At 69.9% G+C, this 12,716-nt stretch carries 13 protein-coding genes; 8 read left to right on the plus strand and 5 right to left on the minus strand.

The window, feature by feature from the left end; all coding sequences use genetic code 11:
* Nucleotides 1–1,038 (plus strand): HEAT repeat domain-containing protein, encoded by a 1,038-nt coding sequence (locus tag OG552_RS32280; protein WP_329139009.1) that lies wholly within the window; start codon nucleotides 1–3, stop codon nucleotides 1,036–1,038.
* A 90-nt stretch (nucleotides 1,039–1,128) separates the two neighbouring features.
* Here OG552_RS32280 and OG552_RS32285 read toward each other — a convergent pair whose 3' ends face one another.
* Nucleotides 1,129–1,365: a hypothetical protein gene (locus tag OG552_RS32285; RefSeq protein ID WP_329141410.1), complete on the minus strand. Its 237-nt coding sequence runs from the start codon at nucleotides 1,363–1,365 to the stop codon at nucleotides 1,129–1,131.
* A gap of 10 nt (nucleotides 1,366–1,375) precedes the next feature.
* On the opposite strand from OG552_RS32285, the gene OG552_RS32290 reads away from it, so the two are divergent.
* A complete protein-coding gene (locus OG552_RS32290; RefSeq protein ID WP_329141312.1) occupies nucleotides 1,376–1,639 on the plus strand; it encodes an SDR family NAD(P)-dependent oxidoreductase in 264 nt (87 codons plus the stop codon).
* Nucleotides 1,640–1,790: 151 nt separating this feature from the next.
* Here the strand turns inward: OG552_RS32290 and OG552_RS32295 are convergent, their stop codons facing one another.
* The 3 genes from OG552_RS32295 to OG552_RS32305 all read right to left on the minus strand — a co-directional run bounded on the left by OG552_RS32295 (nucleotide 1,791) and on the right by OG552_RS32305 (nucleotide 4,061).
* On the minus strand, nucleotides 1,791–2,192 hold the full coding sequence (locus OG552_RS32295) for a TIGR03618 family F420-dependent PPOX class oxidoreductase (RefSeq protein WP_329139010.1): 402 nt from the start codon (nucleotides 2,190–2,192) through the stop codon (nucleotides 1,791–1,793).
* Nucleotides 2,193–2,252: 60 nt separating this feature from the next.
* Complete coding sequence (locus OG552_RS32300) at nucleotides 2,253–3,410, minus strand: epoxide hydrolase family protein (RefSeq protein WP_329139012.1); 1,158 nt, start codon at nucleotides 3,408–3,410, stop codon at nucleotides 2,253–2,255.
* 75 nt (nucleotides 3,411–3,485) lie between these two features.
* On the minus strand, nucleotides 3,486–4,061 hold the full coding sequence (locus tag OG552_RS32305; RefSeq protein ID WP_329139014.1) for a PadR family transcriptional regulator: 576 nt from the start codon (nucleotides 4,059–4,061) through the stop codon (nucleotides 3,486–3,488).
* 381 nt (nucleotides 4,062–4,442) lie between these two features.
* On the opposite strand from OG552_RS32305, the gene OG552_RS32310 reads away from it, so the two are divergent.
* The gene (locus tag OG552_RS32310; protein ID WP_329139016.1) at nucleotides 4,443–5,861 is read left to right on the plus strand and encodes an ATP-binding SpoIIE family protein phosphatase; all 1,419 of its coding nucleotides are present in this window, start codon (nucleotides 4,443–4,445) and stop codon (nucleotides 5,859–5,861) included.
* 65 nt (nucleotides 5,862–5,926) lie between these two features.
* Here OG552_RS32310 and OG552_RS32315 read toward each other — a convergent pair whose 3' ends face one another.
* Nucleotides 5,927–6,868, minus strand: a complete 942-nt coding sequence (locus tag OG552_RS32315) for an aldo/keto reductase (RefSeq protein WP_329139018.1) — start codon at nucleotides 6,866–6,868, stop codon at nucleotides 5,927–5,929.
* Between the two features lie 83 nt (nucleotides 6,869–6,951).
* On the opposite strand from OG552_RS32315, the gene OG552_RS32320 reads away from it, so the two are divergent.
* The 5 genes from OG552_RS32320 (at nucleotide 6,952) to OG552_RS32340 (ending at nucleotide 12,704) form a co-directional block, all read left to right on the plus strand.
* Nucleotides 6,952–7,578: a TetR/AcrR family transcriptional regulator gene (locus tag OG552_RS32320; protein WP_329139021.1), complete on the plus strand. Its 627-nt coding sequence runs from the start codon at nucleotides 6,952–6,954 to the stop codon at nucleotides 7,576–7,578.
* Nucleotides 7,579–8,273: 695 nt separating this feature from the next.
* Nucleotides 8,274–9,278: a LacI family DNA-binding transcriptional regulator gene (locus OG552_RS32325; protein WP_329139023.1), complete on the plus strand. Its 1,005-nt coding sequence runs from the start codon at nucleotides 8,274–8,276 to the stop codon at nucleotides 9,276–9,278.
* 264 nt (nucleotides 9,279–9,542) lie between these two features.
* On the plus strand, nucleotides 9,543–10,877 hold the full coding sequence (locus OG552_RS32330; RefSeq protein ID WP_329139025.1) for an ABC transporter substrate-binding protein: 1,335 nt from the start codon (nucleotides 9,543–9,545) through the stop codon (nucleotides 10,875–10,877).
* Nucleotides 10,878–10,884: 7 nt separating this feature from the next.
* On the plus strand, nucleotides 10,885–11,835 hold the full coding sequence (locus tag OG552_RS32335) for a carbohydrate ABC transporter permease (RefSeq protein WP_329139028.1): 951 nt from the start codon (nucleotides 10,885–10,887) through the stop codon (nucleotides 11,833–11,835).
* A gap of 62 nt (nucleotides 11,836–11,897) precedes the next feature.
* Nucleotides 11,898–12,704 (plus strand): carbohydrate ABC transporter permease, encoded by an 807-nt coding sequence (locus OG552_RS32340; RefSeq protein WP_329141315.1) that lies wholly within the window; start codon nucleotides 11,898–11,900, stop codon nucleotides 12,702–12,704.
* Nucleotides 12,705–12,716 lie beyond the last annotated feature (12 nt).

Consider the following 12,716-nt stretch of genomic DNA (forward strand, 5'->3'; position numbering starts at 1 on the left):
ATGGACGCGCGCGGGGTGGCGGAGCTGGTCGGAGCGGCCCTGGCCGCGGCGCGCGTTGCCCGGGAGACGGACGACTGGGACGAGTACGGGACCCTGTTGTGGCGGGCCGCGGCTGACGGATCGGGGTCGCTGCCGCTCGGCCTGGAGCTGATCGCTTCGAGTGATCCGGTCGAGCGGGAGGCCGGCTGTGACCTGCTGGGTCACGCGAGCAACCGGAACGAGGCGATCCGTGGGGAGGCGGCGACCGCGCTGGTCGCGCTGGCAGAGCGAGAGGACGAGGGTCGCGTTCTGGGATCCCTGGTTCGTGCGGTCGAGATGACCTACGACCATCGTGCCGTCGCCGTGCTCGTCACCCTCGCCGGACATCAGGAAGCCGCGGTCCGCCGGCAGGTGGCCGGCTCCCTCGCGGGTGTCGCCACCGGCCTGCCGGCCGGGCCGGACATCCGCGCACTCATCACGCTGACCCGCGACCAGGACCCGGAGGTCCGCAACTGGGCGACCTTCACGCTGGGCTTCCAGTCCGAGGCCGACAGCCCGGCGATCCGGGCGGCGCTCTGGGAGCGGACGGCCGACGAGCATCCGGACGCCCGCGAGGAGGGCATCCACGGACTGGCCCGGCGACACGACCTGGGTGTGGCCCCCCTGCTGGCGGGACTGCTCGACAACCCCGAGGGCGCGCACGCCCTCACCTTCCCTGCGGCGCGGATCATGGGCGTGCCCGAACTGCTGCCGGCCCTGCGGGGGTACGGGCCCGACGTCATCGAGGCGACCGAGGCCGTGAACGCCTGCGACCCGCTGCGACGAGCCCAGCTGGACGCCTCGGCGTGGGACCTGGTCGGCGCGCTCCACCGGCTGCGCCCCGATCTGGACGCCTGCGTCTTCATGGAGCGCTTCGATCACGGCCTGAAGCTCGGCCTCGCCTGCGGTTCGGCGGGTTATGACGTCGAGGCGCTGCTGAACCGCGCGGACGGCGAACCCGCGCGTGCTGCCGAATTCGTCGCGTCCGATCTGCCGCCGAACCCGGGACACACCGGCTGACGCGGCGGGAAGCACAGAGAGCCGCTCCCATACAGGTGGACCGAGCGCCAAGGGGTGCCGCGCCGCGGACGGGGACCGCCTGTTCCTGGGTCAGGAAACCGGCAGGGCGATGCTGTCGATCGCGGCGTCGGCGATGCGGTTCCTGGTCTTCGCGTCGACCCCTGCCTTGGCGAGCGCTTCGAGCCCGCGATGCGTGGTGAGGATCAGTCCGCCGAGAACCTCGGCGTCGGCGGCCGGATCCAGGTGCCCGGCGCGCTGCGCCTGCTCGACCGTCGTCACCACGGCGCGTAACGCCTCCGACGAGACGCCGAAGGCCGCCACCTTCATTCAGGGCGACATCGGCACGCTCGCGGGCGTGCGGGCATTCACCGCGGCGGCGCTCGACGCACTCGGCGGCGTCGACATCGTGGTCAACAACGCGGCGGCGGCACGCGCCCACATCAAGGGCATCTCGTCCATCCCCGATGAGGAATGGATCGACGCACTCGACCTCAACTACCTGTCCGCCGTGCGGGTCAACAACGCGCTGCTGCCGGCGCTGCGCGAGGCCGGACCGGGCCCAGTGGGTCACCGGAGTGAGCCTGACAGTCGACGGCGGTGAACTCCCCGTCGTCTAGCGGCTCGTCTCGGATCCTTGGCCGGGTCGGTGATCCGTCGTCCTCTGCCCGGCAGGCTGCTTCCAGGTCGTGGCACCGACCACCGCAGCCACGGCGAGCGGACGCCGCCGTCGGCGCCCGCATACTGACAAGCCCTCAGTGCGCGGGGGCGTGAATGATGGTGTCGACGGCGATGGTCAGCAGGATCCGAGTCTGTCCCGGGCCGCCGTAGGAGGTGTAGGGCCGACCGGTGTACTTCTGGGAGAGGCGTTCGATGTTCTCGGCGGCACCGTCGGTGGTGGCGGCGATCACGTGCCCCTTTATCCCGAAGTAGCGGGTGGTGTCGTCAGGGTCGGCGATACTCAGAGCGACGCGCGGGTCACGTTGTACGTTCTTCGCCTTGCGGTAGCCCTCGACGGTGTTGATGAGGATGTTTTCGCTGTCGGTGTCCACCCAGGTCTGCGTGAGCTGGGGCGAGCCGTCGGGCATCGTCGTGGCGATGAAGCAGGGACTCGGCCTCCGCAGCAGTTCGAGGAGTTCGGTCGGCAGAGCCGCCATGAGATCGTGCCCTTCTGCGAGGAGGTCGGTTGAGGGAGGCCGCGGCGCAGGCATCCGCGCTCAGCGCACCGAGCGGAAAGTCGCCCGGACGTCATCGGTGAAGCGTTTCGGCTGCTCCAGGGCCGCGAAGTGGCCTCCCGCGGCGGGCTCACTGAAGTGGATCACGTTGCTGTAGCGGCGCTCGATCCAGCGCCTGGACTTTCGCACGTGCTCCGCGGGGAACATGCTGAACCCGGCGGGCACGGTGACGGGTTCGGCGGGGGTCGGCGCGGAGGGGCGGGACGCCCGGGCCATTTCCCAGTACGTTCGGGCGGAGGACGCACCGGTGCCGGGAAGCCAGTACAGCATGACGGTGTCGAGGAGTTCGTCCAGGGTGAATGACGCCTCCGCGTCTCCTGGTGTGCCGCAGGTGTCCTGGTACATCGCGTAGATCCAGGCGGCCAGTCCGACGGGGGAGTCCGCGAGAGAGTAGCCGATGGTCTGCGGACGGGTCGCCTGTTGTCTGGCGTAGCCCGACAGGTTCTCCCAGAACCAGCCGGCGCTGTCGAGCATGGCCTGTTCCTGCGCGGTGGCGTCCTTGATCTCCTCAGGTGTGGGCGGGAACATCGCGAAGTTGAGGTGCAGTCCGACGCAGCCGTCCGGGGCCGCGCGACCGATCTCGTCGGTGACCGCGCAGCCGAGATCGCCGCCCTGTGCACCCCACCGCTGGTACCCGAGCCGGTCCATCAGGGTGATCCAGGCGTCGGCGATCCGGGGAAATCCCCAGCCGGGTGCGGCCGGCCGGTCGGAGAATCCGCATCCCGGCAGCGACGGCACCACGAGGTGGAAAGCGTCGCGCGGATCGCCGCCGTGGGCCGCGGGGTCGGTCAGCGGGCCGATGACTTTGCGGAAGTCGAGGACCGAGCTGGGCCATCCGTGGGTCATGATCAACGGGAGGGCGTCCGGTTCAGGCGAGCGCACGTGGAGGAAGTGGATTCCCAGGCCGTCGATCGTGGTGCGGGACTGGCCGAAGCCGTTGAGGGTTTTCTCGCAGCGCCGCCAGTCGTAGGTGTGGAGCCAGTAGTCGTGCAGGGCGCGAACCTTGGCCAGTTGGGGACCCTGGCTCGTGTCGGGCACGGTTTCGGCGTCGGGCCACCGTGTGCGGGAGAGGCGTTCGCCCAGATCGGTCAGCTGCTCGTCGGGAATGGACAGCGTGAAGGGCTCTATCAGTTCCGGCATGGTGCGTGCTCCCTATGCTCCGCACATTGGTCGTGCGGTTTGCGGGGTGGTACGTGCTGGGGTGGTGCCCGGCGATCAGGGGTTGCCGGGCAGGCGGGTCCGCTCGTCGGCGACGATGGCGGGCACCGCGTTCAGGACTTCCTGGAGCCAGGCGACTTCGGCGCGCAGCCGGTGCGCGCCGTGGCTGACCGCGAGGGACTCGCTCACCGTCAGGTAGCCGCCGTCGATGGCCTGCGCGTTCAGCGCCTCGGTAGTGGACAGCATGGAGGAGAGCTCGTCCAGCCGCGAAGCAATCACAGCGTGAAGATCGTCCAGCTTCTCGGGGTCCAGGCGTGTGAGGGCCAGGTCGAAGGGGTCCGGCTTCATCCACACGTGGCTGAGCCCCTGGGACTGGAGCTCTCGTAGCCGCCGCCGCCCTTCGTCGGTGATGCCGTACACCTGACGCTCGGGCAGATTGCCCTCCCGCTCGACTCGTACCTCAGCGAGCAGCCCTTCGGACAGCAGCCGTTTGATCGCCTGGTACAGGCTGCCAACCGACACGTCCGTCCACAGGTGCAGATGCTCCTGCTCTGCCTGGAGGCGGACCTTGTGTCCGTGCATCTCGCCGTTCCTCGCGAACGTGTCGAGGATGAACAACCTGATGGATGACATGCGAGTACTCTTGCATGAGTACTCGCGCGTGGCAAATTTCAGGAAGAGGGGGACCGGTCTGGCGATTCCTCTGGCGCGGGACGCTCTGGAGCACACCTTCCGCCCGCTCGTCGCCGACCTCATGGAGAGCTGAACGCGCTGCTCGGTGCACCGGAACAGGTGTCTCCGCAAGAACGCCGTCGCCGCGTACTCGCATCGCTGCGGTCGGCTGCACAAGCGGCTCCCCGGGCAGGGGACGTGTCGGAGTGCGTGGCGCGGGGGGTGGGGACGTACCGTGCCGGGAGACAAAGAGGTCGTTTTTCACGGAGCGCACGCCAGGAGCGGGATCGTCATGCAGCCGGTACCTGTCGTACGTCCGGGGAGTCCGCCCGGGACCGCCGGATGACGGCTCGTCACGGGATGCTGAACCGCGCGTGGCCGGTGATCCTCCTGGTGGCGACAGGGGTGTCCCTCGGGCTGATCAGTCCTGGCGTGCACTACGACATGCTGGTGATCGCGGCGCCTTTGCTGGCGGCCGCGCTGTACGACGTCCGGACGACGGCTGTGACCGGCGTGCTGACCGTGGTCGTGTTCGTGGTGCTGCGGCTCCCGCTGGAAGAGGACGGCAACATCACCTGGGTGTTCAAGCTCGTGCTGGTCGTCGTGGTGTGCGTGCTCAGCGTGCTGCTCAGTCATGTGCGGCTCCGGGAGGAGGAGTTGCGCCGGGTCCGCGGCACCGCCCTGCTCCTCCAGCGGAGCCTGCTGCCCCGGCACTTCCCGGACAACAGCGCGGTCGGGGTGGAGCACCGGTACGTGCCGGCGGAGTCGGCGGCCGGTCTGGGCGGTGACTGGTTCGACGTGATCCCGCTGTCCGGCGCCCGCGTCGCGCTGGTGATGGGGGACGTGGTCGGCCACGGCCCTGAGGCGGCGGCGACCATGGGCCGGCTGCGTACCGCCGTGCACACCCTGGCCGATCTCGACCTGGACCCGGACGAGGTGCTCGCCGGCGTGGACGACCTGGTGCAGCGGATGAGCCACGACCGCGAGCAGGCCGAACTGGTCGCCAGCTGCCTCTACCTGGTGTACGACCCGGTCTCACGGCGGTGCGACCTCACCAGCGCCGGGCACGCACCGCCGATCATCGTGCTGCCCGGCGGCCAGGTGTCCGTGCCGGAGCTTTCTGCGAACCCGCCCCTGGGTTTCGGTGACGCGCCCTTCGACGTCACCTCGCTCGACCTCCCCGAGGGCTCGCTGATCACGCTCTACACCGACGGCCTGCTGGGACTGCGGCACCGCGAGGCGGACGAGGCGATGCGCGAACTGGCGGCGGTGATCAGCCCCGGCGGCGGACCGCTCCAGGAGATCTGCGATCGCGTGCTCCACAGCCTCCCCGGAACGGGTGAGGACGACATCGCGCTGCTGCTTGCCAGGACCAGGGTGCTCGACCCCCGGAACGTGCGGAGCTGGGAGTTCGCCGCCGCGCTGGAGGAAGTGCCCGCGGCGCGCGAGGCGGTGACCGGACAGCTCACCGCGTGGGGGCTGGACGAGCACGGCTTCGCCTTGGAGATGGTGGTCTGCGAACTGGTCGCCAACGCCGTCCAGCACGCTTCGGGACCGGTCGGCGTACGGCTGATCCGGGACACGTCACTGATCTGCGAGGTCTCCGACACCAGCCACACCGCGCCGCACCTCGTGCGTGCCGACCCGATGGACGAGGGCGGGCGCGGCCTGTATCTGGTCGCCCAGCTCATGGACCGCTGGGGCACGCGGTACACGCGGAGCGGCAAGACCATCTGGGCGGCGACGTACCTCGGGTCCTGATGCCCGCCCCGGACGGAGGAGACACCCGCGGGCCACGGGCCGCGCGGGTGGTGAGCGCGCGGCGGTCAGCCGAGCTCGATGTCTCCCGTGCGGGTCGGGACGCTGTCCAGCGCGGCGAGCGTCGCCTTGTCGAGCGCGATCGCCCCCGCGGCGATATTCGCCCGCAGGTGCTCGGCGTTCGCGGTGCCGGGAATGAGGAGGACGTTCGGGGCGCGGTGGAGCAGCCAGGCCAGGCCGACCTGCGCGGGCGTGCAGCCCAGGGACCGCGCGGCGGCCAGGACGGCCGGCTCGTCGGTCACCTTCGGCAGGCCGGGCAGCCCGCTGCCGAGCGGGAAGTACGGCACCCAGGCGATGTTCTCGGCGGCGCAGAGGTCGAGCATCTCCTCGTCGTCGCGCCTCACCAGGCTGTAGGAGTTCTGCACGCAGGCGATGCCCGCCGGGATCGCCCGGCGCAGGATGTCCGGGCTCACGCTGCTCAGCCCGATCGCGCCGATCTTGCCCTCGTCGCGGAGCGCGACCATGACCGCGAGCTGGTCGTCGAGATCGACCAGCTGGTCGCCCTCGGCCCGCAGCCCGGGCCCGGAGTCCGTGCGGCGCAGGTTCACCAGCGGGATCGAGTCGAGACCGAGGCTGATGAGGTTGTCCTCGACGCTCGCCCGCAGTTCCTCCGGCCGCTGCGCGAGACGCAGGTGCACCGGCCCGTCCGGGTCGGGGGTGGCACCGACCTTGCTGACGACGAGGACACCGTCCTCCGGGCGGATCGCCTCGCGGATGACGCCGTTGACGAACCCGTCGCCGTAGAACTGGGCCGTGTCGATGTGGTCGATGCCGGACTCGACCACGCGCCGCAGGAGGGCGACGGCCGCGGCGCGGCCGTCTTCGGCACGCAGCTGCATCGCCCCGTAGCCGATACGGGAGACGGTGCGGCCGGCGAGCAGGCCGGGGCCTCCGGGGCGCGGGGCGCCGGTGGGCGTGGGCTCGTGGGAAGAGGTACCGGTGAGGGGCATGGAGATCCCGTCCTCGTGCGACGACAGAGAATGCGGAGTAACCTCCGTATTCCGACTGTAGCACCAACGGAGGTGCCTCCGTTTTGAATCCGACCGAACCCGCGACCCCCGGCGTCCCGGCCGGCCCGCCCACCGGTGCCGACCGGCCGGCCCGCGCCGATGTGCGGCGCAACCGCGAGAAGCTGCTCGCCGCCGCACGCGCCGCCTTCACGGCTGCCGACGACCGGGTGGCGCTCGAATCCATCGCCCGCGACGCCGGCGTCGGCATCGGCACGCTCTACCGCCACTTCCCCACCCGCGAGGCGCTCGTCGAGGCGGTCTACGCCGCCGAACTCGACGACGTCGCCACGAGCGCCCCCGCCCTGCTCGCCGAACTCCCGCCCGACGCCGCGCTGCGCGCGTGGATGGACCGCTACGCGGCGTTCGTCGAGACCAAGCGCGGCATGATCGACACCCTCCGGGCCGGCTGGGCATCAGGGAGCATGGCGACACCGACCACGCGGGAGCGCGTCACCGCCGCGATCACCACGATCGTCGCGGCGGGAGCGCGGTCGGGTTCGCTGCGCGCGGACGTCGACCCCGAGGACGTCACCGCGATGCTGCTCGGCGTCTTCCTCTCCACGGCGGCCAGCGACACCCCGGAACGGACCCGCCGGCTCCTCGACCTCGTCGTCGACGCGCTGCGTCCGGCGGCCGGCCGGGAGGAGTAGGAACCCGGGCTCGGCCCGGCGGCCCGCACCGCGAGGTCCAACCGGCCCGCAGCTGAGCGGAGTTGCGGGTTCCTTCGTCCGGCGGTGGTTCACCGCCGCCTGACCCACCGTCAGATCTGCCCGCAACTCGACCGGTTGACCGCCTTCGAACGCCAGCTGGCCGCTGGCGGCGTCGAGTTGGTTTGGCCGCAGGAGGTCGGGGCACGGAAGCGGTACTACTGAGCGGAGTCTCCCACCGGAGGCGGCACGGACCCGCGGCGGGCCAGGGGCATACGGCGGCTTGCGGCGCCGCGGTCGCCTGCCGCCGGACGCCGCGCAGTCGCCGGCTCCGGTGCAGAGCCTTCTGCCGGAGGCGGCGCGGACCCGCGCCGGGGCAGTCCGGCCGGTGTGCGGCTGCGCAGGCGTCGCCCGCCGGACGGCAGAGAAGTCGCTTGCCAGGTTGCCGGCCCCTGCCCGTCGCGCGGGCAAGGTGCCTCCGCCCCCGGGACCCATTGCTACCGGCCGGCTTACGGCGCCGCGGTCGCTGCCCGCCCGCCGGTCGCGTGGTCCCTGGCCGGGGCACCGGCCCCCGCCCCCGTCCCGCCGGTCTCCGGGAAGCGCACCCCCCCGTCCACGCGGTGGGGCCGGTTGGGGGGTCGGGCATACTCGGGGCCTGCGGGGTGCGTCGGCGCTTCGGGAGCAGTGGGAGGTGCGCGATGGTGTCTGCGGCGGGGGCGGAGCCCCGGAGAGTCACGATCCATGACGTCGCCCGGTCCGCCGGGGTGTCCCGGCAGACCGTGTCGCGGGCGCTGAACGGCAAGGACGAGATCGAGGTCTCCACCAAGCAGCGCGTGCTCGACGCCGCCCGCGAGCTCGGCTACCGGCCGAGCCGGTTCGCCCGCGGTCTGGTCCGGCAGGACACCACCACCATCGGGCTGGTGATCCCCGACCTGCTCAACCCGTTCTTCACCGAGGTCGCCGCCTCGGCCCTGGAGGCGGCGCGGGCCCGCGGCTGGCACGTGGTCGTATACGACACCGCGGACCGGGCCGCGGAGGAGATCGGCACCCTCCAGGTGGTCGGCTCCCAGGTGGACGCCGTCGTCGGCTACTTCAGCTGCTCCGAGGACGAGCTCGACCAGTACACCCGCGGCATGCCCCTCGTGCTCATCGGCCGCGAGCACCGCATGGCGCGGTTCAGCTCGATCCGGATCGACGGCGAGGCCGGTGTCCACGCGGCGGTCGCGTACCTCGTCGGGCAGGGCCACACCCGGATCGGCATGCTCGACCACGCCGGCCGCGCCGAGCCGAGCATGCGGCGCGACTGGTTCACCGCCGCCGCGGCGGCGCACGGCGTCGACGCCGGCCTGGTGGCCGGCGCGGCCCAGTCGGCCGACGGCGGCGGAGCCGGTCTGCGGGCCCTGCTCGCCGCCCATCCGGACGTCACCGCGATCTTCACCTTCAACGACATCGTCGCGATCGGCGCGCTGCGTGAGGCCCGCCGGCTCGGCAGGAGCGTACCGGGCGACCTCGCGGTGATCGGCTTCGACGGTCTGCAGCTCGGCGCGCTGGTCGAACCCCCGCTCTCCAGCGTCGCGCTCGACACCCGCAGGCTCGGCGTACTCGCCATCGACCAGGTCGGACGGCTGCTGACCGGCGTCGATCCGCTGGAACCGGACGATCTGGTGGTCCGGGCGGAGCTGCGGCTGGGCGGGTCCGCTTAACCTGCCGGACTTCTGATTGACCCGTATGTCTTGACATTCGACCGTGCGGCAGCGCAAACTTCCGAAAAATTCACGAGCTTCCGTGAACGTTCACGGGAGCGCTCACGGGAACGGGATGTGCCACTCCCGCCACGGTGTTCGGGGCTTGGTCCGACGCCGTTGCGCAGGTGCCCATACAAGGGCATTCCAACCAGAAGGCATCCTGCCTTGAGGTGTCAACGTCGACCCGTCCAGCACTGGAGCTGGACGCTCTGGAAGGAAACCATGAGAAACACCGCCTCGCGCGTCCGCCTCGCTGCCGCCGCCGCGGCAGCAAGCATCCTCGTGCTCGCCGGGTGCTCGTCGTCCGACCACTCGGGCAGCTCCTCGGCTGCGTCCTGCGAGCCCGCGAAGGGCAAGGTCACCCTCCAGTACTGGAACACCGTTCCGGGCATGGACAAGGTCGTCGACGTGTGGAACAAGCAGAACCCGGACATCCAGGTTCAGATAAAGAACATCTCCAACGACCAGTACGGCACGATCAGCAACGCCCTCAAGGCGGGCAAGGCCCCGGACCTCGCCCAGGTCGGCTACGACGAACTGCCCAACCTGCGCACCCAGAACGCCTTCGTGGACGCCTCGGCCTGTTCCGCGGCCACCGCCGCCAAGTCGAAGTTCGTGCCGTGGACCTGGTCCCAGACCAGCTTCGGCGGCACCGGCGTGTTCGCCTTCCCGCAGGACACCGGCCCGATGGCCCTCTACGTGCGCAGCGACCTCTTCAAGCAGCACGGCCTCACGGTCCCCACCACCTGGGACGAGTACGCGGCGGACGCGCAGAAGCTGCACACCGCGGACCCCAAGCTCACCATGACGTTCTTCGACCCGAACAACGCCGAGTGGTTCAACGGCCTGCTCTGGCAGAACAGCGCCGAGATGTACTCGTACTCCGGCGACAAGTGGCACGTCAGCATCGAGTCCGACCAGAGCAAGCAGGTCGCCGACTACTGGCAGAAGCTGATCGACGACAAGCTCGTCCGCACCGACCTCGCCAACGGCTCGACCCAGATGTACGCGGCGTACCAGAAGAACCAGATCGCCAGCTACGTCGGCGCGGCCTGGGGCTACAGCATGTTCCGCGACAACCTGCCCAGCCAGGCCGGCAAGTGGTCGATCGTCCCGATGCCGACGTGGGGCAGCAGCGCCGCCTCCGGTGACTGGGGCGGGTCCACCGTCGCGTTCATGAAGGGCAGCAAGAACCTCTACGAGTCGGTCAAGTTCAACACCTGGCTGAACACCGACCCGCAGGCCCTCGCGCTGGAGAACAAGCTGGGCGGCCTCTACTCGGCGGCCACCGCCGGCACCCAGCTGCCCGCGCTCTCGCAGGGCGTGCCGTACTACAACAACGAGAAGATCTTCGACGTCTTCGCCGAGTCGTCCAAGAACATCGACACGAGCTTCTCCTGGGGCCCCACCCAGAAGACGGTGAACCTGAGCCTGCAGGACGCGATGGCCAAGGCGGCAGCCGGTGACGGCACGCTCAGCGACGCGCTCTCCACCGCCCAGGCGACGGCGCTGAAGTCGATGAAGGATCTCGCGATCCCGGCCGAGGCAGGCAAGTGATCGCAGCATGACTGACACCGAAACCCGCGTGGCGCGGGTGGCGGCGCCCCGAGAGTCCCGCCGCCGCCGTCCAGGCGGCGGCGGGCCCCGGGCGGGCACCATCGTCGCGTTCCTGACCCCGTTCTTCCTCCCGTTCGTGCTCTTCTACCTGGTGCCGGTCGGCTACGCGATCTGGCAGAGCTTCCGGGTCGTGCGCCGCAGCGGCGGCCAGTACGGCACCTCCTACACGACCTGGGGCGGCTTCGAGCAGTACGGGCAGGTTTTCCAGAACTCCGAGTTCTGGTCCAGCATCGAGCGCATCGGGCTCTTCGGCATCGTGCAGGTGCCGGTCATGCTCTTCGTGGCGCTGATCATGGCGCTGCTGCTCGACACCCCGCTGCTGAAGATCAAGGCGTTCTTCCGCATCTCGGCGTTCATGCCCTACGCCGTGCCGGGTGTCATCGCCGCGATCATGTGGTCGTACCTCTACTCCCCGCAGCTCAGCCCGGTGGTTGACCTGCTTCAGGGGATCGGGCTGCACCCCGACTTCCTCGGCCCTGGCGCCGTGCTCTGGTCCGCGGCGAACGTCTCCACCTGGCTGTGGACCGGCTACAACATGCTGATCATGTACTCGGCGCTGCAGTCGATCCCGCAGGAGATCTACGAGGCAGCCAAGCTCGACGGCGCCGGCAACTGGGCGATCGCGTGGCAGATCAAGGTCCCGATCATCGCTCCGTCGATCGTCCTCACCACGGTCTTCTCGATCATCGGCACGCTCCAGCTCTACGCCGAGCCGGCCGTACTGCGCCAGATCTCCTCGAACATCTCCAGCACGTTCACCCCGAACATGCTCGCGTACGCGGTGGCCTCCGGGAACAACTACCAGCAGGCAGCGGCGATCTCCGTGGTCATCGCCCTCATCACCTTCGTCCTGAGCTTCGGGTTCATGCGACTGACCTCGAAGAGGGCCGGACTGTGAGCAACCTGACGGTGAGCAACAAGCCCGCCATACGTGAGAGCCGTGTCAGCCGTACGGCGGTCATGGCGCTGATGCTGCTGCTGACGATCTACTTCCTGCTGCCGGTCTACTTCCTGATCGTCGCGGCGACGAAACCGCAGGGCGACCTGGCCGCCACCAACGGGCTGGCGTTCTCGCACTTCAACCTCTTCAGCAATCTGCACACCCTGTTCACCCGCAACGACGGCATCTTCCTGAAGTGGGCCCTGAACAGCGTCATTTACGCGGTGCTCGGCGCGGCGGTGGGCACCTTGATCTCCGCGCTGTGCGGCTACGCGCTCGCCAAGTTCAGGTTCAAGGGCCGCGAGTTCCTCTTCTCCGTGGTCCTCGGCGGGGTCCTGGTGCCCACCACGGCGCTGGCGCTCCCGCTGTTCCTGCTCTTCTCGGCGACCGGGCTCGTCAACACCTACTTCGCGGTATTCCTGCCGAGCATCGTCAGCCCGTTCGGCGTCTACCTGGCCCGGATCTTCGCCGCCGCGGCCGTCCCCGAGGAACTCCTGGAGTCGGCCCGGCTGGACGGCGCCGGCGAGTTCCGTACCTTCTTCTCGGTGTCGTCGCGGCTGATGGCGCCGTCACTGGTGACCATCTTCCTCTTCCAGTTCGTCGCGATCTGGAACAACTTCTTCCTGCCCATGGTGATGCTGCAGAAGGAGTCGCTCTTCCCGGTCACGCTCGGGCTCTACGAGTGGAACGGCCAGACCGCCCGGGCCCCGCTGCTGCAGGAATCGGTGATCACCGGCTCGCTGGTCTCGATCGTGCCCGTGATCATCGTCTTCATCCTGCTGCAGCGGTTCTGGCGCACCGGGCTCGCCTCCGGCTCGCTGAAGTGACGCCGTAGCCCC

This window comes from Streptomyces sp. NBC_01476 (genome assembly GCF_036227265.1).
In the GTDB taxonomy this organism is placed as follows: domain Bacteria; phylum Actinomycetota; class Actinomycetes; order Streptomycetales; family Streptomycetaceae; genus Actinacidiphila.